We start from the raw sequence: 20,875 nt of genomic DNA on the forward strand, positions 1-20,875 counted from the left end.
GGTCGCGGGATCCGCGCCTGCGGCGGGCCGCGGCACACGGCCAGCGCGACCAGCGGAGTCTGCACCAACGCACACGCGGGACACACCAGCACTTGTCATGCAACTCTAACCCACACGTCCCACGAGTTGACGGGAAACCCCTTGGTTAGAGCGTTCGTGCCACCTCCGTGGCCCAGTACGTCAGGATCAGGTCGGCCCCGGCCCGCTTGATCGCGACCAGCGACTCCATGATCGTCCGGTCCCGGTCGATCCAGCCGTTGGCCGCGGCGGCCTCGACCATCGCGTACTCGCCGCTGACCTGGTAGGCGGCGACCGGCACGTCCACCTCGTCGCGGACGCGGGTGATGACGTCGAGGTAGGCCAGCGCGGGCTTGACCATGACCGCGTCGGCGCCCTCTGCCAGGTCGAGACGGACCTCGCGCAGCGCCTCGTCCAGCGGCCCGGCCGGGTCCTGCTGGTGGGTGCCGCGGTCGCCGAACTGCGGCGCGCACTCGGCGGCGTCGCGGAACGGGCCGTAGAAGGCGGAGGCGTATTTGACGGAGTAGGACAGGATCGGCACGTTCGCGTGACCGGCCCCGTCGAGGGCGGCGCGGATGGCGCCCACCTGGCCGTCCATCATCCCGCTCGGCGCCACCATCTGCGACCCGGCCTCGGCCTGGGCCACCGCGATCGAGGCGTACCGCTCCAGGGTGGCGTCGTTGTCCACGTCGCCGGACGGGGTGAGGATCCCGCAGTGCCCGTTGTCGGTGAACTCGTCGAGGCACGTGTCGGCCATCACCACGATGGCGTCGCCGACCTCGGCGGTCACGTCGCGCAGGGCCACCTGCAGCACGCCGTCGGGGTCGTCGGCGGCCGAGCCGCGGGCGTCCTTCACGGCGGGGACGCCGAACAGGATGATCCCGCCGACGCCCGCCTCTGCGGCCTCGCGGGCGGCCTTGCGCAGCGAGTCACGGGTGTGCTGCACGACGCCGGGCATCGAGGCCACCGGCTGCGGCTCGGCGATGCCCTCCTTGGCGAACATGGGCAGGATCAGGTCGGCGGGGTGCAACCTGGTGCCCGCCACCATCCGGCGCAGCGCGGGGTTGCGCCGCAGCCTGCGGGGGCGGGCGACGGGGAATCGCGCGCTCATTTCGCTCTCCTTCTTGCGCCCCTGCGGTTCTGCGAGGGCCTGCGCGGCGTGTCGCCCGCCGCCAGGGCCGCCTGGCGCTGTTTGGCCCCGAACTCGGCCACCGCGGCGGCCAGGGCTGAGGCGGACGGTTTGTCGGCCATGACGTCGACCCGGAGCCCGAACTCGTCGGCCGTCTTGGCCGTCTGCGGCCCGATGACCGCGATCACGGTGACGTTGTGCGGCTTGCCCGCGATGCCCACGAGGTTGCGCACGGTGGACGACGACGTGAAGAGCACGGCGTCGAAGCCGCCGCCCTTGATGGCCTCGCGGATGGGCGCGGGCGGCGGGGCCGCCCGCACGGTGCGGTACGCGGTGACGTCGTCGCACTCCCAGCCCAGCTCGGTCAGCCCGGCCACGAGGGTGTCGGTGGAGATGTCGGCCCGCGGCAGCAGCACCCGGTTGATCGGGTCGAGCATCGAGTCGTACGGCGGCCACTCGGCCACCAGCCCCTCCGACGACTGCTCACCGGACGGCAGCAGGTCGGGCTTGACCCCGAACTCGACCAGGGCCCGCGCGGTCGCGTCGCCCACGGCGGCCACCTTGAGCCCGGCGAAGGCGCGGGCGTCGAGGCCGTACTCCTCGAACTTCTCGCGGACGGCCTTGACCGCGTTCGCGCTGGTGAAGGCCACCCACTCGTAGCGGCCGGTGACCAGGCCCTTGATCGCGCGGTCCATCTGCTGCGGGGTGCGCGGCGGCTCGACCGAGATGGTCGGCACCTCCTCCGGCACCGCGCCGTACGAGATGAGCTGCTCGGACAGGCTGCGCGACTGCTCCTTCGTACGCGGCACCAGCACCCGCCACCCGAACAGCGGCTTGGTCTCGAACCACGACAGCTTGTCGCGCATCCGCACGGCCTCGCCCACCACGATCAGCCCTGGCTCGGTCATGCCGGCGTGCTTGAGGTCGGCCTGGAGCCGGCCGAGCGAGGACACCACGGTGTACTGCTCGGTCGTGGTGCCGCCGCTGCTGACCGCGACGGGCGTGGTGTCGGGCTTGCCCCCGGCCACCAGCGCCTTGCCGATGGCCACGGCGTCGCCGATGCCGTTGTAGATGACCAGCGTGCCGCGGCAGGCGGCGTGCACGGCCCAGTCCTGGTCCTGGGCGGCGTCGACGACCCGGAACTCGGGCACGTCGGTCGCGGACGGGATGCCGGCGTAGGTGAGCACGGCGGTCGCGGGCGGCACGCCGGGCACGATCTCGAAGTCCACCTCCGCCGCGGCACAGGCCGCGACCTCCTCGGTGATCGAGGAGAACAGCATGGGGTCGCCCTCGACCAGGCGTACCACGAGCTGCCCGCGTGCGGCGCGTTGGACGAAGTCGCCCTCGGCGATCTCGACGCCTTCGCGGCAGTGACGCAGCAGCGGGGTCTGCGTCTCTTCGTCGAGCACCACCGCGTCGGCCTTGCCGAGCAGCTCGGCGGCGCGGAGCGTGAGCAGGTTGGGATCACCGGGACCCGCGCCCACGAACGCGACGAAACCGGAGGTTGGACTATCGGAGCTCAATGGGAATGCTCCCCCATCAATCTGTCGGCCCCTTCGGCGATCATCTCGGCCGCGAGGAGGCGGCCCAGGTTCGCTGACTCCGAAGGAGAGCCGGCGGCGGACTTGCGGACCGCTTCGCGGCCGTCGATGGAGACGACCACAGCGGTCAGGTTCAGAGTGTGCCCGTCATCGAGCGCGAAAGCACCCACCGGAGCCGAGCACCCGGCCTCCAGGGCGCTCAGCACGGCGCGTTCGGCGGTCACGGCGGAGCGAGTGTGCGGGTCGTCGAGCACGCTCAGGAGCTCGATCAGGTCGGGCCGGTCGGAGCCGCACTCCACGGCCAGCGCGCCCTGTCCTGGCGCGGGCAGCAGCTCCTCGATCTCGAAGACCTGGGCGATGTCGGCGCCGCGGCCGAGCCTGGTCAGGCCGGCCGTGGCCAGGACGACCGCGTCCAGCTCACCCGACTTGACCCTCTCGATGCGCGTGTCGGCGTTGCCGCGGATGGCCACGTACTCGAGGTCGGGACGCAGCGCGCTGAGCATGGCGACGCGCCGCGGCGACCCGGTGCCGACCCGGGCGCCGGGCGGCAGGTCGGCGAACTTGTGCGCGCCGACCAGCGCGTCGCGGTGGTCGTGGCGGGCGGGGATGGCGGCCAGCGTGAAGCGCGGGTCCTGCGTGGTCGGCAGGTCCTTCAGCGAGTGGACGGCGAAGTCGATCTCGCCCTCGGCGATCTTGTCGCGCAGCGCGCTGACGAACACGCCGGTGCCGCCGAGCTGGGCGAGGTGGGCCTTGGTGACGTCGCCGAAGGTCGTGACGCCGACGAGTTCGACGGCGCGCCCGGTGCGCTCGGTGCAGGCGTCGGCCACGGTCTGGGACTGCGTGGTCGCCAGGAGGCTGCGGCGGGTGCCGAGCCGCAGCGCGCCGGACCGGGACGTCACAGCTCCACCTCCCTCACGGCCTCGGGCATCTTCGGATCCAGGTTGAACAGCTCACGCAGGGCTTCCGCATAATGATCGCCTCCTGGGCAGGTGGCGAGCTGCTTGACACGCACAGTCGGCTCGTGAAGCAGTTTGTCGACCACCCGCTGGACGGTCATGGCGACCTCGTCGCGCGCCCGTTCGTCGAGGTCGGGCATGCGCAGCATGAGGCGGCCCAGCTCCGACTCGACCACCCCGGCCGCCTTGCTGCGCAGCGCCACGACGGTCGGGGTGACCTTGGCCGCCCGCTCGGCGTCGAGGTAGGCGCGCAGCTCGTCCGCGACGAGCGCGCGTACGGACTGCACGGCGTCGCCCTCGCGCGAGCCGATGCCCGAGTCCTTGATCGTCTCCAGGTCGACCAGCGTGATGCCGGGCACCTCGCGCACGGCCGGGTCGATGTCGTGCGGCAGCGCCAGGTCCAGCAGGAACGCCGGCCGCGTGAGCATCGGCGGCGTGATGACGTGCTTGCCCGCGCCCGTGCAGGTGATGACGATGTCGGCCCCGGCCAGCTCGCCGGCCACGGCGGCGAACCCGACCGCCCGGCCCCCGACGGACTCGGCCAGCCGGGCGCCCCGCTCGTACGTGCGGTTGGCCACCACGATGTCGGTGACCCCGGCGCGGGCGAGCGTGACGGCGGCCAGCGAGCTCATCGAGCCCGCGCCGACCACCAGCGCCCGCCGCCCGGCCAGGTCGCCCGCCAGGGCGAGGCCCGCGGAGACGAGGGAGGCCCCGTGCTTGTCGATGCCGGTCTCGTGGTGGGCCCGCTTGCCGACCCGCAGGGCCTGCTGCACCAGCTCGTTGAGGGTGGCGCCCACGGTGCCGTGGCGCTGGCCCAGCTTGAGCGCCTGGCGTACCTGCCCGAGGATCTGGCCCTCCCCGACCACCATGGAGTCGAGGCCGCACACCAGGGAGAACAGGTGCTCGACCGCCCGCTCCTCGTAGTGCACGTAGAGGTGCGGCGTCAGCTCTTCGGCGGGCACGCCGGAGTGCGTGCCCAGCAGCGTGCTGACGGCGGTGACGGCGGCGTGGAACCGGTCGACGGTCGCGTAGACCTCGACCCGGTTGCAGGTCGAGACCACCATCGCCTCGGCGACGCAGGGGTCCTGCTGCACGTCGTGCAGCAGTTTGACCAGCGCGTCGCCCGCGACCGAGACGCGCTCCAGCAGGGCCACCGGAGCCGTCCGGTGACTGAGTCCGATAGCCAGAACACTCATTGACCGTCCACCGCCATGAGTGGCCCCCCAGCCTTGCGTTGCTCGTGGAACGCGAGAATCTGCAGTTCGATTGATAGGTCGACTTTACGGACATCGACGCTTTCTGGCACGGACAGCACGACTGGGGCGAAGTTCAGGATGCTGGTGACGCCCACGGCGATCACGCGATCGCACACTTTCTGCGCCGCTGCCGCCGGTGTCGCCAGAACCACGATCGAGACTCCACGCCGTTTGATCACGGCTTCCAGTTCGTCGATGTGCTCCACATTCAACCCCGCGATGGTGTCGCCCACGACTTCGGGGTCGGCGTCCACGAGCGCCGCGACCCGGAAGCCCCTGGAGACGAACCCACCGTAGTTGGCCAGCGCGCGGCCGAGGTTGCCGACCCCGACGATCGCGACCGCCCAGTCCTGCGTCAGGCCCAGCTCGCGGGAGATCTGGTAGACGAGGTACTCGACCTCGTAGCCCACGCCGCGGGTGCCGTACGAGCCGAGGTGCGACAGGTCCTTGCGGAGCTTGGCCGAGTTGACCCCGGCGGCCACGGCGAGGTCCTCCGAGCTGACGGTCGCGACACCCCGCTCCGCCATCCCGTGCAGCGCCCTGAGGTACAACGGAAGCCTCGCGACCGTCGCCTCGGGAATGCCGCGGTCACGCGGCTGGGACGCGCTCTTCACGTGCCGGTGCTCCAGGGGACGGGCGGCTTGGGGACCGCGTGAACGGAATCGAACCGTCTTTCAGGTTAATCCCTTTGTGAACCGATGCACAAAGTCGGCGGGGTACGGTTGCTCCATGCACCGCATCACCTTGCTCGGCAAGCCCGGCTGTCACCTGTGTGACGACGCGCGTGAGATCATCGCCAGGGTCGCGGGCGAGCTGGGCGTGCCATGGGAGGAGATCGGCATCGACTCCTCCGAGGAGCTGATGGAGAAGTACGGGGAGATGATCCCGGTCACGCTGGTCGACGGCGTGCAGCACGACTTCTGGCGGGTCGACGAGGCCCGTCTGCGGGCCGCGCTCGGCGCGTAGCGGGGCCTCGGGTCAGTACGCGGCCATCGGGAGCGGCATCACCTTCGCGGCGTTGACGTTGAGCTCGATGACGTTGGTGGCCAGCACCATGGCCTGCCGGTCGTTGACGAACCGCTCCACGTGTGGCTGCCGCTGGTGGTCGCGGTAGGCCACCTCGTCGCGGTAGAGCTCGTAGATGATGCGCTGCAGCGGCGCCGACTTCACCGCGTGGCAGACGTAGATGAGCGTGTCGGGCTCGCCGCGGCGCACGGCCTCGACGGTCGCCTCGGCCAGCCGGTCGAACGCGTCGCCCGCGCCGTCCATGATCGTGAAGACGGTGAGCAGGCCGTAGATGTCCGGCGCGGGCCTGCCGGAGCCGGCCTGCTGCTGCGCCGCGGGCGTGAACAGCTCGGCGCCGGGGTAGACGGCGCCGGTGCCGGGCATCGCGTAGTCGGGCCGCGAGGGCGTGCCGTTCATGATGTAGCCGGTCGAGGGGCCGGCGTCGGGCGGCGGCGTCATCCGCGAGGCGTAGTCGACCTCCCTGTCGCCCGCCCGGTACTCGGCGACCAGGTCTCCCAGCCCCGACGACCGGCGCGGCGGCGCGGCCGGCGGGTCGGCGGCGGGCACCGGCTCGGGCCCGCCCCGGCGGCCGCCGCCCTGCTGGGGCACCTCGTCGCGGAACATCGGGCGCTCCCCCGGCGGCATCTGGCGCTCGTCGCGCGCCACGGGACGCTCCTCGCGGTGCTGGGCACGCTCCTCGCGGCGCTGAGAGCGCTCGTCACGGCGCGGGGGCCGCGCGTCGCCGTCGGAGTCGAAGTCGTCCTCGTCGTCGTCCTCGTACGGCGCCAGGGGCCGCAGCACGGTGTACCAGACCGCCGCCGCGGCCACGGCCAGCAGCGCCGTGGTGAACAGCGGCGGCACCGCGAACCGCATCGCGCCCACGACGGCCAGCCCCGACGGGACGATGACGAGGGTGGCGTGCAGGTTGTCGGTGTCGTACTCGTCGCCGCCGCGCCACTTGAGCCCGGCCACGACCAGCATCGCCAGCATGAGCACCAGGTCGACCGCGTGCACGCCGACCATCAGGTAGCTGGGGAAGACGTTCCAGTGGTTGGCGGCCGAGGGCAGGAGCCTGCTCATGTCGTCGGTCTTCAGCGGGTCGAGGACCATGATGACGGTGGCCACGAAGGTCAGCGCGATGCCGAGCAGCCACGCCAGGAACCGGGGCGGCACCTTCTCCGACAGCAGTTGCACCAGACCGACGGCCAGCCAGAGCGGCGCCAGCAACGACCCTGTCACCTGGTAGATCCGGAACGTGACGCCGCCGAAGCCCGCGAGATAGCCGATGCCGATCGCGCCCAGGGACAGGCACAGCGCACAGACTGCAACGGTCCAGGCGATCAACCATCCCTCGGGATCGTCGCGCAGTCGTTGGATCAGGGCGCCCGCCGCGATCGCGGCCAGGAGCGCACCGGCAAAAGCTATGACAGCAACGAGGATCTCCATGGTGACTCCAATGCTGCCGGACGATGCCTCCCAGCCGGTAGCCGAAGAGGGAACGGGTCGGTCCACCACGGTATCCGCCGATTACACCTAGTCATGCAAGCATGCTGTGGATTGTGGATTTTCCGGTTGATTTCTAGAGTGTTCGAGCACGCCGCACCCCTTACCCCTAGGGATACCGGATGCCTGACTCGTCGCCGTTCGCCGGGCTGCTGGCGCCAGCGGTCGCTGGACCTGCCCGGACGGGCGAGGTCGCCGTGCGCGAAGACCCGCCCGACGACCTCCGCTCGCTGGTGATGGAGGCCAAGAACGGATGCAACCAATCGTTTGGCACGCTCTATGACCGCTACGTGGACCTCGTCTACCGCTACATCTACTTCCGGGTCGGCTCCCACCCGCTGGCCGAAGACCTGACCAGCGAGACCTTCCTCCGGGCGCTGCGCAGGATCGGCGACTTCACCTGGCAGGGCCGCGACTTCGGGGCCTGGCTCGTGACCATCGCGAGAAACCTGGTGACCGACCACTTCAAGTCGGGCCGCTACCGGCTGGAGATCCCGACGGGAGAGGTGATCGACGTTCCGCTCGACGGCTCCCACATCCCCGAGAACGCCGTGGTCACGGCCATCATCAACGACCGGGTGCTGCGTGCCGTACGAGATCTCAATCCCGAACAACAGGAATGCGTCGTGCTGCGCTTCCTGCACGGCCTCTCGCTCGCGGAAACCGCGCTGATCATGGGGAAGAAGAGTGGAGCGATCAAAGCGCTGCAGTTCCGTGCCGTACGGGCGCTGGCCAGGGCACTCAAGCACGACCTGGCGTAACCTCCCCCATGCGCCCTTCGTTAGGCAGATGTCGTGGCCGCAACGGTCAGGGAGCACTCATGAGTAGCGCGCGCGAGCGGCAGGAGCGCCTGCTCGCGCACCTCACCGAGCTGCGCGAGCTGCCGCTCGGCGGCGCCCCCGAGCCCGCCTTCAGGGAACGGCTGCGCGCCGAGCTGCTGTCCGGCGCGATCGAGCCGGAGCCCGAGCCGCCCGCGCGGGCGGCCGGACACCGGCGGCGGCGTCGAGGGCGGGCGACACAGCGGCCGGCACGGCGGCAGCCGTTGCTGTCCCAGCTCGCCGCCGTGGGGCTGGCGGCGGCGATGATGGTCTCCTCGTTCGCCACCTACCGGGCCGTGCCGGGCGACACGCTCTACCCGCTCAAGCGCGCCGCGGAGAGCACGCTGGTACGCCTCAGCGCCGACGAGGCCGAACGCGGCCGGCGCGAGCTCGACTCGGCCCAGACCCGCGCCAAGGAGGTCGCCAGCCTGCTCGGCTCGTCGGTCGAGGGCCCTCTGGTCGACAAGACGCTCAAGGACATGGAGGAGTCGACCCGGGCCGGCATCAGCCGGCTCGAACGGGCGGAGCCGCGCTCTCCGAAGATCAAGAAGTTCGCGGAAGATCAGGAGGAGGCCGTCAAGCCGATGCTCCAGGAGCTCGACGACGACCAACTCGCGCAGGCAGAAGGCTATCTCGACTACATAGAAGGACTGGTCGCGCCTGAGTAGGAAAGTAAGCTGAAGCGCATGTGGCGGCTTATGCGACGACGACAGGCAGTGCGGCCCGAGGTCGCCGGTGAGGCGGCGGCGCGGGCCGCGGTCACCGTGCCGCCTGTCGAGCCGGACCTTCGGGTCGCGGCCTTCTTCGACGTGGACAACACGATGATGCGGGGCGCGTCGATCTACCACTTCGCCAGGGGGCTGGCCACGCGCGGGCTGTTCACCACGTCCGACCTGTTCAGGTTCGCCGTGGGGCAGGCGGTCTTCCGGCTGCGCGGCAACGAGAACCCCGAGCACATCGCCGTCGCCAGGGAGACGGCCCTGGCGTTCGTCGCGGGCGCCAAGGTCGACGACGTCGTACGCCTCGGCGAGGAGATCTACGACGAGGTCATGGCCGACCGCATCTGGGGCGGCACCCGCGCGCTCGCCCAGAGCCACCTCGACGCCGGCCAGCGGGTCTGGCTGGTCACCGCCACCCCGGTCGAGCTGGCCAGGGTCATCGCGCAGCGGCTCGGCCTGACCGGCGCGCTCGGCACGGTCGCCGAGACCAGCGACGGCGTCTACACCGGGCGGCTGGTCGGCGACCTGCTGCACGGTCCAGCCAAGGCCGAGGCGGTGCGCGCGCTGGCCCGCCGCGAGGGGATCGACCTGACCAGGTGCACCGCCTACAGCGACTCGGCCAACGACCTGCCGATGCTCTCGCTCGTCGGGCGGGCGGTGGCCATCAACCCCGACAACGAGCTGCGCGAGCACGCCAGAAAGCACGACTGGCCGATCAAGGACTTCCGCACCGGCCGCAAGGCCACGATGGCGGCGCTGCCCATCGCGGCCGGGGTGGGCGCGGTCGCGGGCGGCGTCGCCGCGGGCATCGCCCTGCGCCGCCTCTACCGCGACCGCCCGTGACCCCTGCCGCGCCCGCCCGTCGACCCCGCAGGATCGCCCTGCGCCGCCTCTGCCGCGTCCGCCCGTAGGCCCGTGTGCTTCGGCTACTTCAGCGACTCGAACAGTTCGTCCGCCTCCGGCTGCTTCCACTGGAGCCGGTTGACGTCGGTCTTGGCGGGCTCCCAGGGCACGGACACGGTCTTCATCTCGACCTTCGCGAGTTGCGTGCCCAGCTCGTACAGCTCCTCGAGGCTGAGATCCGTCTTCACCGACCCGCGCACCGCCGTGGCGAGGCTCCTGAACTTGGCGGGATCGGCGACGAGCTGTCGCTGCGCCTTCTTCAGCATCGCCAGCACGAGCACCTGCTGCCGCTTGATCCTGGCGACGTCGGAGCCGTCGCCGTAGCGGCGCAGCCGCGCGTAGCCGAGCGCCTCCTCCCCGTCGAGCACCTGCTCACCCGCGGGCAGCTTGAGTTTCGACTCGCGGTCGTCCACCGGCTGGGGCACCTTGACCGACACGCCCCCGAGCGCGTCCACCATGTCCTTGAAACCGGTGAAGTCCACCTCGACGGTGTGGTGCAGGCGTAGTCCCGTGAGCTTCTCCAGCGTCGTCCTGAGACAGGCGGCGCCACCCGAGTCGTACGCCGAGTTGATCATGCCCAGCCGGGCGGGATCCGAGCCGCAGCGCGCGATCTGGACCATCGAATCGCGCGGAACGCTGACGATGGTGGCCCGGCCCCTGTCGGCCGGCACGTGAATGATCATGATGGTGTCGGAGCGCTGGCCCACGTTCTGCCTGGCCGACTGGGGGCCGTACTGCTCGTTGCCCGCGCCCTCGCGGGTGTCGGAGCCGATGACCAGCACGTTGCGGGTGCCGCTCACGTCCACTGTGTCGGTCCCCGCGGGTGGCGCGGCCAGGTGGCGGACCGCGGTGAACGTCGTCGGCACCACCACGGCGGCGGCCGTGGCCACGGCGACGAGGCCGGCCGTCCACCACCCGGACCACCTGCGCCGTGGCCGGTCGCGCAGGAGCCGGTCACGCTGGCGGACGAGCGTGGCGGGCGGTTCGTGCGTCAGTTCGGCCCCGAGATCGCGGAGCAGCTTCAGGTCGTCCATCTTCACTCCTCCTCCATCGGGTTGGCGTCGCCGAGCGCGGCCCGCACCTTCCGCCTGCCCCTGTTGAGGCGGGAGCGCACGGTTCCCACGGGGATGCCGAGCGCCCGCGCGGTCTCCTCGTACGTCAGGTCGCCCCAGGCGATCAGCAGCAGCACGTCACGGTCTTTGGCGGGCAGTCCGGCCAGGGCGCCGGCCAGCTCCGTGCGTACGGCCTGGGCGCTCACCCCGGCCGCGACCCGGTCGGCGGGCGACTCCACGGCGGAGTCGACAGGGGCACGCAGGAAGGCCCGGTAGCGGGCGGCCTCGGTGCGGCGGTGCCGGGAGATGAGCTTGGTGAGGATGCCGAAGAGCCACGGCCTGGCGTCCTGGCAGGCCAGGTCGTAGCTCTGTCTCCGGGAGAAGGCGACCAGGAACGTCTCGCCGACGAGGTCCTCGGCGGGCTCGGGGCCGAGGCGCTGGGAGGCGTACCGGTAGAGCATGGCGGAGTAGCGGTCGAACAGTTCGGCGAACGCCTCGGGTTCGGTCAGCGAGGCGCTCACCAGCTCGGAGTCCGCACCCCTGATGGCGGGTTGCGTGGTCATCTCCGCCCTTCTGTAGGGGGATCGGTCACGGATGTCTTGCCACAACCCGCCGTCTGGGTTCACGGCCCCGAACGCCCGCCGCGGTCCGGCGGAGGTGTTCCCGGCCCTATCCTCCTCCGGATGGAGCCGGGAACGGGCTCACAGCTCCTTGAGCTGGCCTCCGTCGACCACGAACTCCGCGCCGGTGGTGCTGCCCGAGCGGGGCGAGACCAGCAGGGCGACCGTGTCGGCGATCTCCTGCGGGTGCACGAGTCGCCCGGTGGTGAGCCGCATCATCTCAGGAGCCACCTGGGAGATGACGCTGTCCTTGTCGGTGCCGGCCATCCCGGCGATGACCTCGGCCGCGCCGCCGTCCTTGGTCCACCAGTCGGTCAGCACCGGACCGGGCGAGACGGTGTTCACCCGGACGCCGCGGGGGCCGAACTCCTCGGAGAGCGACTTGCTGAGCGCCGTCACGGCCGCCTTGGCGGCGCCGTAGTCGACGTTCAGGGCGGAGGGCTGCCGGCTCATGGTCGAGGAGACGTTCACGATGGCCCCGCCGCCCCGCTCCAGCATCACCGGTACGGCCGCCCGCACCGTCCGGACGAGCGCGAACAGGTTGAACTCGAACATCGCCCGCCAGTCGGCGTCGTCCGGCGTCATGAAGCCGACGCGCGGCAGCGTGACCCCGGGCGGCGGCCCACCGGCGTTGTTGACCAGGATGTCCACCCCGCCGAACTCCTCCACCGCCCGCGCGACCACCCGTTCGGGCGCCTGCGGGTCCATCAGGTCGACCGCGACGTGGGTCACCTTGAGGTCGGGGACGTCCGGCGCCGTACGGGAGGCGGCGACGACGTGGGCGCCCTCCTCGGCCAGGGTGCGGGCGACGGCGAGCCCGATGCCCTTGGACGCGCCGGTGACGACGGCGACGCGGCCGGAAAGCTGCAGATCCATGGGGAGATTTCCCTTCGGTGTGCGATCAGATCGATCGGAGAACACCGGGGGATCCCGCGGGGTTGCGCATCCGCGTTCGGAGAGTCAGGACGCTCAGAGAAAGGGCGGGAAGGCGTGGCCCCTGCGCAGCCGCAGCTCGTTGAGCAGTTGCTGGATGACCTCGCGCACGTGGTCGGTGAGGTTGAAGACCAGCATGGGGTCGTCGGCCGCCGCCGGCTCGAACTCGTCGGTACGGATCGGCTCGCCGAACTCGATCATCCACTTCGACGGCAGCGGCACCAGCCCGAGCGGCCCCAGCAGCGGGAAGAAGGGCGTGATCGGCAGATAGGGCAACCCCAGCATCCTGGCCACGAGCCGCAGGTCGCCGATCTTGGGATAGATCTCCTCGGCCCCCACGATCGCGGTGGGCACGATGGGCACCCCGGCGCGGATCGCCGACGACACGAAGCCGCCGCGGCCGAAGCGCTGGAGCTTGTACCGCTCGGAGTAGGGCTTGCCGACGCCCTTGAACCCCTCGGGGAACACCCCGACCACCTCGCCCTTGCGCAGCAGCCGGTCGGCGTCCTCCGGGCAGGCCAGCGTGTGGCCCGTCTTGCGGGCCAGGTGGCTGAGGACGGGCAACTGGTAGACCAGGTCGGCGCCGAGCAGCCGCAGCGGCCGGCCGACCTCGTCGTGCATGGCCACCTGCAACATCAGCGCGTCCATCGGCAGCGTGCCCGAGTGGTTGGCGACGATGAGGGCGCCGCTGTCGTCGGGGACGTGCTCCCGCTCGCGGATCTCCACCCGGAACCAGTGGTTGTAGAGCGGCCTGATCAGCTCGAGCACGACCTTGTCGGTCAGCTCGGCGTCGTAGCCGAACTCGTCGACCTCGTAGTCGCCCCTGACGCGCCGCTCCAGGAAGGCCAGCAGCCTGGCCATGGGCTCGGACTCCTCGAACGACGGCGCCGCGCTGATCGGGATCACGCGGGCCGTCCGCCCCTCGTGCTCCCCATGGGGAACGCTCACACGCGCACACCCCCGATCGGGCGCAGACCGCGGGAACGCAGGAAGTCGTCGTAGGCGGCACCGGTGCTGAACTTGGGCCTCCAGCCCAGCTCGGCCTCCAGCCTGGAGGCGTCGACCGCGCGGCCGTGACTCATCAGCCTGACCTGCTCGGGCGAGTATTCGACCAGGCCGAGCCGGCGCACGGCGCCGCCGAGCACCTTGAAGGCGGGCGAGACCAGCGGCAACGACGGCCGTCCCGCCCTCCTGGCGCACTGCGACAGCAGCAGCACGCCCGCCCCGGCCACGTTGAACGTGCCGGGGTGATCCTCGGTCGCCATCCGGCGCAACACCTCGACCGCGTCGTCCTCGTGGACGAACTGCAGCCGCGGGTCGAAGCCGAACACGGTCGGCAGCACCGGCTGGGTGAAGTAACGCGTCAGCGGCGAGTCGACGCCGGGGCCCATGAAGTTGACGAAGCGCAGCAGCGACACCGTCACGTCGGGACGGCGCCGCGCGAAACCGCGCACGTAGCTCTCGACCTCGGCCGCGTCCTTGGCGTAACCGTGGACGGGGCCCTCGTTGGGCTCGAGGTCCTCGGTGAACACCGCGGGGTCACGGGGGGACGAGCCGTAGACGGCGGTGGTGGAGCGGACCACCACGCGCCGCACGGTCGCCGACCGCTGGCACGCACCGAGCAACTGCATGGTGCCGATGACGTTGTGCTCTTTCATGGCCGCCCTGCCACCGCTCTTCGACGGAGCGCTGACCAGGCTCATGTGCACCACGGTGTCGATGTCCGCGGCCGCGATCACCTGGGCGATGTCGGGGCTGCGCAGATCCACCCGGACGAACTCCGTCCGCCCGAGCGTGACGCCGCCGTCTCGCGTGAGCGAGGGGGGCGGCACGGTGTCCACTCCGATGACGCGGCCGATGCCGGGATCAGCCGCCAGAACACTCGCCACGCGGGCGCCTATGTGGCGCGAGACCCCGGTGACGAGCACGGTGTGGGTCATCAGCGCCTCGCAGCAGCGTCGGTTACTTCTTGTTACGCCGCTGGATGCGCGTCTTCTTGAGCAGCTTGCGGTGCTTCTTCTTAGCCATCCGCTTGCGGCGCTTCTTGATGACAGAGCCCACGGGACCCCCAGGTACTGATAGCACGTCTGAATCGGAGTGCGAGCGCACACCGGCTCACAGACTACCGGCGATCCACGGTAGATCGCCCATTGGGGGGTGAGCGCCCGGCCGTACCAGCGTCGGCCGGGCCTCTCCCGCGACAGCACTCACGACACGACCGGGCGTGTCGCTACATCAACCTGCCTCGATGTAGGCCTCCCGTAGATAGTCGTGTACCGCCTGCTCAGGCACCCTGAACGACCGGCCGACACGGATGGCCGGCAACTCGCCAGAGTGCACGAGCCGGTACACCGTCATCTTGGACACCCTCATGACCGTCGCCACTTCTGCGACGGTCAGGAACTTCACCTCGCTGAGAGGTCTTTCGCCTGCACCCATCGGACGCCTCTTCCGCACGTGTTTCCGGGTTATCCCCACTGGTGCCATTGCTCACGCACGTGTACTGCCGTCAGCGTAAGTCGGGACTCCGAGTGCGCAAACCCCCTATTTTCTCAGTTGACGGAGCCACATGTCAGCCGAACCAGCGAAGTCGCTGGCCAGCAGCCTGGCCGAGCACCTCACCTGGACGTTGGAACTGTCCAAGTCGCCTCACATAAGAGTCGCCGGAGGCCCATCAAAAGTTGGCAAAGGGACAGCGAGCCTCTTGGAATGCAGGCGCGAAAAGACAGTATGGGGATGACCGATTTCGACTCAAAGGGCTCGTGAGACCTGTGTGACCAGTCTCTCGGTCAGCGGAGCGTAATGGCGTGGTAGCACGTTGTCGTCGAGCGGCACGACCACGTCGATCTTGCCCTCGGCCTCCCCGAGGAAGAGCCCGGGGTCGTTGCAGTCGGCGAACGCCACCGTCGACACGCCGGCCTCCCCTGCCGCCCCCGCCCAGCCGTGGTCGGCGATCACCAGGTCGGGAAGATCTCCGTCGAGCTCGGCGAGCATGTGCCGCATCGGGTCCGCGTCGTGGGTGTGCACGAGGGCGCCCTTGTCGTCGAGCATGGCGATCTCCTGCAGGTATCTGATCCCCCTCGGCCGCCCGAACCCCGACCCCGCGTACGTCCACCCCTCGCCGGGCGTCAGCAGCACCGCGCCCCTGGCCGCGCAGAGGGCGGCCAGCGGCAGGTGGACGGCCAGCAGACCGGTGGGGTGACCGGTGGCGAACAGGACGCGCGGGCTCGGCCGCGACAGCACTGTGGCGATGCGCTCGGCCATCGCGTCGATCGCGTCGATCGTCAGGTCGGGATCGATGGTGTCCTGGCCCCAGCGGTGGCCGGGATCGGAGACCACGCCCGCGGACTTGGCCATGAGCGAGAGAATGTCGCGGTACGACCACGGCTGGTCGAACGTCAACCCCAGCGCGTAGTAGGGGTCGCCGTTGGCCAGCGAGCTGTAGTGGTCGAGGTTGTTCTCCCGGGAGGTCGCGACATCGCCGGCTATCCGGCTGCGGACAAGCTGATCTCGAAGTTCGTCGCGGGTGAGCACTGCTTATTCCTCGTCAGGGCATCGGATCGAGGCCGTGCAGGGGGAACACCGCTTGCCGGGTCGCCATGACCGCACGGTCAATGGGGTCCGCTGGATCATAACCACCAGACAGGTCACGAAATTCCGGATTTCGACCGTCCGTCATCGTGAGGGGTGGCAGCTCCCCCGTCCTGTCCCGTACGAACTGGCGCCAGTCAGGGGTCGTCGGCGTGTCGGGGTCGATCGGGTGACCGGCCATCTCGGCGATGAGGTGGGTCCACGCCCGCGGCACCACCTGCACCAGCTCGTAGCCGCCCCCGCCGGTCGCGATCCACCGCCCGCCGGCCGTCTCGTGCGCCAGGCGGTGCAGGGCGGCGTACGCGGCCCGCTGGCCGTCGACGCTGAGCATGAGGTTGGCCAGGGGGTCGAGCGCGTGGCTGTCGCAGCCGTGCTGGGTCACCAGGATCTCCGGCCCGAACTCGTGCAGCAGCGGCGGCACGACCGCGTGGAAGGCCCGCAGCCAGCCTGAGTCGCCGCAGCCGGCCGGGAGCGCCACGTTGACGGCCGTGCCGTCGGCCCCGGTCTCCTCGGGGAAGCCCGTGCCGGGGAACAGCGTGCGCGGGCTCTCGTGCAGGCTGATCGTCAGCACCCTGGGGTCGTCGTAGAACACCGTCTGCACGCCGTCGCCGTGGTGGACGTCGACGTCCACGTACGCGATGCGGCCCACCCCCTGCTCCAGCAGCCAGGCGATGGCCAGGGCCGGGTCGTTGTAGACGCAGAACCCGCTGGCCAGGGCCGGCATCGCGTGGTGCAGCCCGCCGGCGACGTTGACCGCGTGCTCGGCCGAGCCCTCCCAGACCGAGCGGGCCGCGGCCAGCGTGGCGCCGGCGATCAGCGCCGACGCCTCGTGCACGCCCTTGAACGCGGGGTTGTCGGAGGTGCCGAGCCCGGCGGCGGGGTCGGGCAGGCCCGAGGCGGACACGCGCTTGACGGCCTCGATGTAGCCGCGGTCGTGCACCATGGCCAGCTCGTCGTCGCTCGCGGGGACGCAGCCGGCCATCTCGACCTTGTCGAGCACGCCCAGCTCACGGGCGAGCGCCATGGTCAGCTCGACGCGCACGGGCGCCAGCGGATGGCTGGGCCCGAAGTTGTAGGAGGTGAGAGCGTCGTCCCAGATCACCCGTGCCGACCGGCTCATGCCAACCCCTCCGCGTGTCCCTCGCCTTGCGCAGACGTTACCGCAGCGCGGACACCGGGTCGTAGCCCGGGTTCGCCGCCGGGGCCGAGCTTCGAGCAGCGGTGATTTAGTGTTTGGGCGTGCGCGTGGCGCGGGCCTTCATGAAGACCGTGCGGTTCTTCCGGCGTCCGAAGGTCTTCGACCGGACGCTAGTGGCCGTGCTGGCCCTGCCTGCGCTCATCGCGCTGGTCGCCCTGACCGCCCGGGGCACGGTGGGAGACTCCCTGACCCTGGCGCACTATCTGCTCGCCATGGTGTGCCTGCTCATGCGCCGCCGCCACCCGATCGTGACGGCCGCCGCGGTGACCGCCATCGACTCCGTGGCCATCCTGACGCAGACCATCGCTATCACCAACCTGCCCACCGCCATCGCCATGTACAGCCTGGGCCGCTACACCATCGGCCGCACCACCGCGACCGCCACGGCCGTCGCCTACGCCTGCTACGCCGTCGTCATGGAGGTGGGCCTGCGGGCGCAGGGCGGCTGGCTGGCGGCCCTGGTCACGGTCGGCGTGTTCGTGGGGGCCGGGCAGTTCGTCCGGCTCAGGATCGAGCTCAACGAGCGCGGCAGGCACGAGGTCGCCGAGGCGGCGGTACGCGCCGAGCGGCGGCGCATCGCCAGAGAGCTGCACGACGTGGTCGCGCACCACATCACCGTGATCAACGCGCTGGTCGGCGGCGCGCGGGCCACGCTCCCACCAGGTCACGAGGTCGCCAGGGGCGCGCTGGAGAGCGCAGAGCAGACCGCCCGCCAGGCGATGTCGGAGATGCGCCGCCTGCTCGACGTGCTCAGGGCCGACGGCAACGAGGGTCCGGACGCCGCGACCGGGGTCGGCGCGGAACGGCTGCCCGCACTGATCAAGGAGGCCGGTTCTGCGGGCCTGCCCGCGAGCCTGACCGTGACAGGAGAGCCGGTCGAGCTGCCCGCCGCCGTCGACCACGCCGTCTACCGGATCGTCCAGGAGGCGCTGACCAACACCCGCAAGCACGCGACCGGCGCCAGGGCCAGCGTCCGCCTGGTCTACGAGCCGGCCGCCGTGGAGGTCGAGGTGCTCGACGACGGCCTCGCCCTGGGCCACGGCACGCCGGGGTTCGGGCTCGGCGGCATGGCCGAGCGGGTGGCCCTGTGCGGAGGCCGGCTCACCACGGGCCCTCGTCCCGAGGGAGGATTCCGCGTGCACGCCCACATCCCGCTGGAGACGACATGACCGCCACGGAGAAGGCCCCAGGAGAGGGGATCAGGATCCTGCTGGCCGACGACCACGCGCTCGTGCGCATGGGCTTCAAGCTCATGCTCGACGCGCAGCCCGACCTCGACGTGGTCGGCGAGGCGGCGGACGGCGAGCAGGCGGTGGAGCTGAGCAGGCGGCTGCGTCCCGACGTGGTGCTGATGGACCTGCACATGCCGGGCCTCGACGGCGTGCGCGCGACCGAGCGGATCACCGCCGAGCTGCCGGGGGTGCGGGTGCTCGCCCTGAGCACGTTCGACCTGGACGAGAACGTGGTCGCGGCGCTGCGCGCGGGCGCCGACGGGTTCCTGCCCAAAGACGTCTCCCCCGAGGAGCTGATCGTGGGCGTGCGCGTGGTGCACCGCGGCGAGTCGGCCGTCGCGCCGCGGCTGCTGACCCGGCTCATCGGCACGTTCGTCCGCACCCCGCCGCCCCGTCAGACGCCCGCCGCGCTGGCCGGGCTCACCGAGCGCGAGCGGGAGATCCTCGTGCTCATCGCCCGCGGCAGGTCGAACGCGGAGATCGCGGAAGACCTGGCCGTCTCCCCCTCGACCGTCAAGAACCACGTGACGAACCTGTTCGCCAAGATCGGCGTCAGGGACCGGGCGCAGGCCGTGATCGTGGCCTACGAGGCCGGGCTGATCCACCCAGGAGAGTAGGACCAGAGTCCTACCCCACCGCCGCGCGAACGGTTCCCCGGCAGGAAGAAAAGCGACGCCCGCGACGGCACGCTGGGTGCCATGACCGCGATACGGGCAACGAGCCTGAGCAAGCGTTACGGCGCCACCGTCGCCGTGGCGGACCTGTCGTTCGACGTCGAGCCGGGTCAGGTGACCGGCTTCCTCGGCCCCAATGGCGCGGGCAAGTCGACCACCATGCGAATGATCCTCGGTCTCGACCGCCCCTCGGGCGGCTCGGTGCTCGTGGGCGGACGGCCGTACGCGGAGCTGCGGCACCCGCTGCGCAAGGTGGGCGCGCTGCTCGACGCCAAGGCCGTGCACGGTGGGCGCAGCGCCCGCAACCACCTGCTGGCCATCGCGCAGAGCAACGGCATCCCTGACCGGCGCGTGAGCGAGGTGCTGGACGTCGTCGGCCTGCGCGAGGTGGCCAAGCGGCGGGTGGGCGGGTTCTCGCTGGGCATGTCGCAGCGGCTGGGCATCGCCGCGGCGCTGCTCGGTGACCCCGAGATCCTGCTGTTCGACGAGCCCGTCAACGGGCTCGACCCCGACGGCATCCTCTGGATCCGCACGCTCATGCGCAAGCTGGCGGCCGAGGGGCGGACCGTGTTCGTCTCCAGCCACCTGATGAGCGAGATGGCGCAGACGGCCGACCACCTGATCGTGATCGGCCGGGGCCGGCTCATCGCCGACACGAGCGTGCGGGAGTTCATCGGGCGCAGCTCCCAGGGCTACGTACGCGTCCGCTCGCCCCGCCTGGCCGAGGTCGCCGAGCTGGTCAAGGTGGGCGAGCTGCACCCCGACCACCTGCGGGTGACCGCGATGAACACCCTCGAGATCGGCACCCTCACGGCACGGGCCGGGCTGCCGCTGGAGGAGCTGACGTTCGTGCCGCCCTCGCTCGAGGCGGCGTACATGGAGCTGACCAAGGACAGCCTGGAGTTCTCCTCATGATCAACATTCTCAGGTCCGAATGGACCAAGATCCGCTCGGTGCGCTCGACGGTGTGGACCCTGGCGGTCACCGCCCTGCTGATGCTGGGCTTCGCGGTCCTCATCGGCCTCTCGCTCAAGAACTCGGCCCAGGGGCCGGTCCCGGGTGGAGACGCGATCATGTCGAGCCTCAACGGCGGCCTCTTCGCCTCGCTGTCCATGGCCACCCTGGGCGTCCTGGTGATCTCCAGCGAGTACCGCACCGGGGGCATCCGCACCTCGCTCATGGCCGTGCCGAAGCGGCTGAGCCTGCTGACCGGCAAGGTCGTGGTGTTCGTGGCGATCTCGCTGGTCGTCTGCGTGGTCGCGTCGGCCGCCGCGATCGCCGCCGGCCTGATCATCCTCCGGCCTCCGTCGGTGGAGGCGTCCGAGGTGGTGCGCGCCGCGCTCGGGTCGGGCCTCTACCTGGCCGCGTGCGGGCTGTTCGGGCTGGGGCTCGGCACGCTGATCAGGCACACGCCAGGCGCGATCGTGGCGGCCATCGCGCTGATCATGGTGCTGCCCACGGTGTCGGCCCAGCTCCCCGGCGCGTGGGGCAGGACGGTGGCCGAGCACTTCACCACCAACGCGGGCCAGCTCATCGTCTCCGGCGGGAGCAACGGCTCGCTGGGGCCGTGGAGCGGGTACGCGGTCTACCTCGCCTGGGTGGCGGCGGCCCTGATCGTGGGAGCCGTCCTGCTCCAGCGCCGGGACGCGTAGTCGCTCCGGCAGGCGCATCACCCGGCGGCGAGTCCGCTCAGCCGCCGGGAGCGCTCAGTCAACAGCGAGTCCGCT

General features: G+C 70.9%; 23 protein-coding genes. 8 read left to right on the top strand and 15 right to left on the bottom strand.

Annotated elements, in window-relative coordinates; all coding sequences use genetic code 11:
• Window positions 1-145: 145 nt before the first annotated feature.
• From hemB to ACZ6S0_RS36140, 5 genes are read right to left on the bottom strand one after another with little or no spacing between them, the layout of a single operon-like run.
• The gene (hemB, locus tag ACZ6S0_RS36120) at window positions 146-1,129 is read right to left on the bottom strand and encodes a porphobilinogen synthase (RefSeq protein ID WP_465923817.1); all 984 of its coding nucleotides are present in this window, start codon (window positions 1,127-1,129) and stop codon (window positions 146-148) included.
• Entirely contained in the window at window positions 1,126-2,670 is a 1,545-nt protein-coding gene (locus tag ACZ6S0_RS36125; RefSeq protein WP_465923818.1) for a bifunctional uroporphyrinogen-III C-methyltransferase/uroporphyrinogen-III synthase, read from the bottom strand. Before ACZ6S0_RS36125 ends, hemB begins: the two co-directional genes overlap by 4 nt.
• Window positions 2,667-3,587, bottom strand: coding sequence for a hydroxymethylbilane synthase (gene hemC, locus ACZ6S0_RS36130; RefSeq protein WP_465923819.1), 921 nt, complete (start codon window positions 3,585-3,587; stop codon window positions 2,667-2,669). The genes ACZ6S0_RS36125 and hemC overlap by 4 nt, the downstream gene beginning before the upstream one ends.
• Window positions 3,584-4,840 (bottom strand): glutamyl-tRNA reductase, encoded by a 1,257-nt coding sequence (locus ACZ6S0_RS36135; protein ID WP_465923820.1) that lies wholly within the window; start codon window positions 4,838-4,840, stop codon window positions 3,584-3,586. Before ACZ6S0_RS36135 ends, hemC begins: the two co-directional genes overlap by 4 nt.
• A complete protein-coding gene (locus ACZ6S0_RS36140; RefSeq protein ID WP_344876838.1) occupies window positions 4,837-5,514 on the bottom strand; it encodes a redox-sensing transcriptional repressor Rex in 678 nt (225 codons plus the stop codon). Before ACZ6S0_RS36140 ends, ACZ6S0_RS36135 begins: the two co-directional genes overlap by 4 nt.
• Before the next feature lie 115 nt (window positions 5,515-5,629).
• On the opposite strand from ACZ6S0_RS36140, the gene ACZ6S0_RS36145 reads away from it, so the two are divergent.
• The gene (locus ACZ6S0_RS36145; protein WP_465923821.1) at window positions 5,630-5,866 is read left to right on the top strand and encodes a glutaredoxin family protein; all 237 of its coding nucleotides are present in this window, start codon (window positions 5,630-5,632) and stop codon (window positions 5,864-5,866) included.
• Window positions 5,867-5,878: 12 nt separating this feature from the next.
• Here ACZ6S0_RS36145 and ACZ6S0_RS36150 read toward each other — a convergent pair whose 3' ends face one another.
• Window positions 5,879-7,351 (bottom strand): putative quinol monooxygenase, encoded by a 1,473-nt coding sequence (locus ACZ6S0_RS36150; protein ID WP_465923822.1) that lies wholly within the window; start codon window positions 7,349-7,351, stop codon window positions 5,879-5,881.
• 179 nt (window positions 7,352-7,530) lie between these two features.
• Between ACZ6S0_RS36150 and ACZ6S0_RS36155 the strand changes: the two genes are divergently transcribed.
• From ACZ6S0_RS36155 to ACZ6S0_RS36165, 3 genes are read left to right on the top strand one after another with little or no spacing between them, the layout of a single operon-like run.
• Window positions 7,531-8,169, top strand: a complete 639-nt coding sequence (locus ACZ6S0_RS36155; RefSeq protein ID WP_465923823.1) for a sigma-70 family RNA polymerase sigma factor — start codon at window positions 7,531-7,533, stop codon at window positions 8,167-8,169.
• Between the two features lie 59 nt (window positions 8,170-8,228).
• On the top strand, window positions 8,229-8,894 hold the full coding sequence (locus tag ACZ6S0_RS36160) for a DUF5667 domain-containing protein (RefSeq protein WP_465923824.1): 666 nt from the start codon (window positions 8,229-8,231) through the stop codon (window positions 8,892-8,894).
• Window positions 8,895-8,912: 18 nt separating this feature from the next.
• Window positions 8,913-9,788: an HAD family hydrolase gene (locus ACZ6S0_RS36165; RefSeq protein WP_465923825.1), complete on the top strand. Its 876-nt coding sequence runs from the start codon at window positions 8,913-8,915 to the stop codon at window positions 9,786-9,788.
• Window positions 9,789-9,871: 83 nt separating this feature from the next.
• Here ACZ6S0_RS36165 and ACZ6S0_RS36170 read toward each other — a convergent pair whose 3' ends face one another.
• From ACZ6S0_RS36170 to ACZ6S0_RS36210, 9 genes are all read right to left on the bottom strand, one after another.
• Window positions 9,872-10,882, bottom strand: coding sequence for an LCP family protein (locus ACZ6S0_RS36170; protein WP_465923826.1), 1,011 nt, complete (start codon window positions 10,880-10,882; stop codon window positions 9,872-9,874).
• 2 nt (window positions 10,883-10,884) lie between these two features.
• Complete coding sequence (locus ACZ6S0_RS36175) at window positions 10,885-11,463, bottom strand: RNA polymerase sigma factor (protein WP_465923827.1); 579 nt, start codon at window positions 11,461-11,463, stop codon at window positions 10,885-10,887.
• A 138-nt stretch (window positions 11,464-11,601) separates the two neighbouring features.
• Window positions 11,602-12,396 carry an SDR family NAD(P)-dependent oxidoreductase gene (locus ACZ6S0_RS36180; protein ID WP_465923828.1) on the bottom strand — a complete coding sequence of 265 codons (795 nt, stop codon included), beginning with the start codon at window positions 12,394-12,396 and terminating at the stop codon, window positions 11,602-11,604.
• 93 nt (window positions 12,397-12,489) lie between these two features.
• Entirely contained in the window at window positions 12,490-13,401 is a 912-nt protein-coding gene (locus tag ACZ6S0_RS36185) for a lysophospholipid acyltransferase family protein (RefSeq protein WP_465923829.1), read from the bottom strand.
• Window positions 13,398-14,393, bottom strand: a complete 996-nt coding sequence (locus ACZ6S0_RS36190) for an NAD-dependent epimerase/dehydratase family protein (RefSeq protein WP_465923830.1) — start codon at window positions 14,391-14,393, stop codon at window positions 13,398-13,400. Before ACZ6S0_RS36190 ends, ACZ6S0_RS36185 begins: the two co-directional genes overlap by 4 nt.
• Window positions 14,394-14,415: 22 nt before the next feature.
• Complete coding sequence (locus ACZ6S0_RS36195; protein WP_018654693.1) at window positions 14,416-14,514, bottom strand: 30S ribosomal protein bS22; 99 nt, start codon at window positions 14,512-14,514, stop codon at window positions 14,416-14,418.
• A gap of 174 nt (window positions 14,515-14,688) precedes the next feature.
• Window positions 14,689-14,892 carry a helix-turn-helix domain-containing protein gene (locus ACZ6S0_RS36200; protein WP_026214222.1) on the bottom strand — a complete coding sequence of 68 codons (204 nt, stop codon included), beginning with the start codon at window positions 14,890-14,892 and terminating at the stop codon, window positions 14,689-14,691.
• A gap of 312 nt (window positions 14,893-15,204) precedes the next feature.
• Window positions 15,205-15,987 (bottom strand): phosphatase, encoded by a 783-nt coding sequence (locus ACZ6S0_RS36205; protein ID WP_465923831.1) that lies wholly within the window; start codon window positions 15,985-15,987, stop codon window positions 15,205-15,207.
• A 13-nt stretch (window positions 15,988-16,000) separates the two neighbouring features.
• A complete protein-coding gene (locus ACZ6S0_RS36210) occupies window positions 16,001-17,164 on the bottom strand; it encodes an acetoin utilization protein AcuC (RefSeq protein ID WP_465923832.1) in 1,164 nt (387 codons plus the stop codon).
• Between the two features lie 119 nt (window positions 17,165-17,283).
• Between ACZ6S0_RS36210 and ACZ6S0_RS36215 the strand changes: the two genes are divergently transcribed.
• From ACZ6S0_RS36215 to ACZ6S0_RS36230, 4 genes are all read left to right on the top strand, one after another.
• Window positions 17,284-18,411: a sensor histidine kinase gene (locus ACZ6S0_RS36215; protein ID WP_465923833.1), complete on the top strand. Its 1,128-nt coding sequence runs from the start codon at window positions 17,284-17,286 to the stop codon at window positions 18,409-18,411.
• Window positions 18,408-19,091, top strand: a complete 684-nt coding sequence (locus ACZ6S0_RS36220; RefSeq protein WP_465923834.1) for a response regulator — start codon at window positions 18,408-18,410, stop codon at window positions 19,089-19,091. The genes ACZ6S0_RS36215 and ACZ6S0_RS36220 overlap by 4 nt, the downstream gene beginning before the upstream one ends.
• Before the next feature lie 81 nt (window positions 19,092-19,172).
• Window positions 19,173-20,063 (top strand): ABC transporter ATP-binding protein, encoded by an 891-nt coding sequence (locus tag ACZ6S0_RS36225; protein WP_465923835.1) that lies wholly within the window; start codon window positions 19,173-19,175, stop codon window positions 20,061-20,063.
• Window positions 20,060-20,800, top strand: coding sequence for an ABC transporter permease (locus tag ACZ6S0_RS36230; protein ID WP_465923836.1), 741 nt, complete (start codon window positions 20,060-20,062; stop codon window positions 20,798-20,800). Before ACZ6S0_RS36225 ends, ACZ6S0_RS36230 begins: the two co-directional genes overlap by 4 nt.
• Window positions 20,801-20,875 lie beyond the last annotated feature (75 nt).

Source organism: Nonomuraea sp. NPDC051298, from assembly GCF_055586305.1.

Excerpts from the sequence above, each read along its gene's own strand:
- hemB (WP_465923817.1), bottom strand. The coding sequence starts at position 1,129 with ATGAGCGCGCGATTCCCCGTCGCCCGCCCCCGCAGGCTGCGGCGCAAC.
- ACZ6S0_RS36135 (WP_465923820.1), bottom strand. The coding sequence starts at position 4,840 with ATGAGTGTTCTGGCTATCGGACTCAGTCACCGGACGGCTCCGGTGGCC.
- ACZ6S0_RS36145 (WP_465923821.1), top strand. The coding sequence starts at position 5,630 with ATGCACCGCATCACCTTGCTCGGCAAGCCCGGCTGTCACCTGTGTGAC.
- ACZ6S0_RS36150 (WP_465923822.1), bottom strand. The coding sequence starts at position 7,351 with ATGGAGATCCTCGTTGCTGTCATAGCTTTTGCCGGTGCGCTCCTGGCC.
- ACZ6S0_RS36155 (WP_465923823.1), top strand. The coding sequence starts at position 7,531 with ATGCCTGACTCGTCGCCGTTCGCCGGGCTGCTGGCGCCAGCGGTCGCT.
- ACZ6S0_RS36160 (WP_465923824.1), top strand. The coding sequence starts at position 8,229 with ATGAGTAGCGCGCGCGAGCGGCAGGAGCGCCTGCTCGCGCACCTCACC.
- ACZ6S0_RS36165 (WP_465923825.1), top strand. The coding sequence starts at position 8,913 with ATGTGGCGGCTTATGCGACGACGACAGGCAGTGCGGCCCGAGGTCGCC.
- ACZ6S0_RS36170 (WP_465923826.1), bottom strand. The coding sequence starts at position 10,882 with ATGGACGACCTGAAGCTGCTCCGCGATCTCGGGGCCGAACTGACGCAC.
- ACZ6S0_RS36175 (WP_465923827.1), bottom strand. The coding sequence starts at position 11,463 with ATGACCACGCAACCCGCCATCAGGGGTGCGGACTCCGAGCTGGTGAGC.
- ACZ6S0_RS36180 (WP_465923828.1), bottom strand. The coding sequence starts at position 12,396 with ATGGATCTGCAGCTTTCCGGCCGCGTCGCCGTCGTCACCGGCGCGTCC.
- ACZ6S0_RS36190 (WP_465923830.1), bottom strand. The coding sequence starts at position 14,393 with ATGACCCACACCGTGCTCGTCACCGGGGTCTCGCGCCACATAGGCGCC.
- ACZ6S0_RS36200 (WP_026214222.1), bottom strand. The coding sequence starts at position 14,892 with ATGGGTGCAGGCGAAAGACCTCTCAGCGAGGTGAAGTTCCTGACCGTC.
- ACZ6S0_RS36210 (WP_465923832.1), bottom strand. The coding sequence starts at position 17,164 with ATGAGCCGGTCGGCACGGGTGATCTGGGACGACGCTCTCACCTCCTAC.
- ACZ6S0_RS36220 (WP_465923834.1), top strand. The coding sequence starts at position 18,408 with ATGACCGCCACGGAGAAGGCCCCAGGAGAGGGGATCAGGATCCTGCTG.
- ACZ6S0_RS36225 (WP_465923835.1), top strand. The coding sequence starts at position 19,173 with ATGACCGCGATACGGGCAACGAGCCTGAGCAAGCGTTACGGCGCCACC.
- ACZ6S0_RS36230 (WP_465923836.1), top strand. The coding sequence starts at position 20,060 with ATGATCAACATTCTCAGGTCCGAATGGACCAAGATCCGCTCGGTGCGC.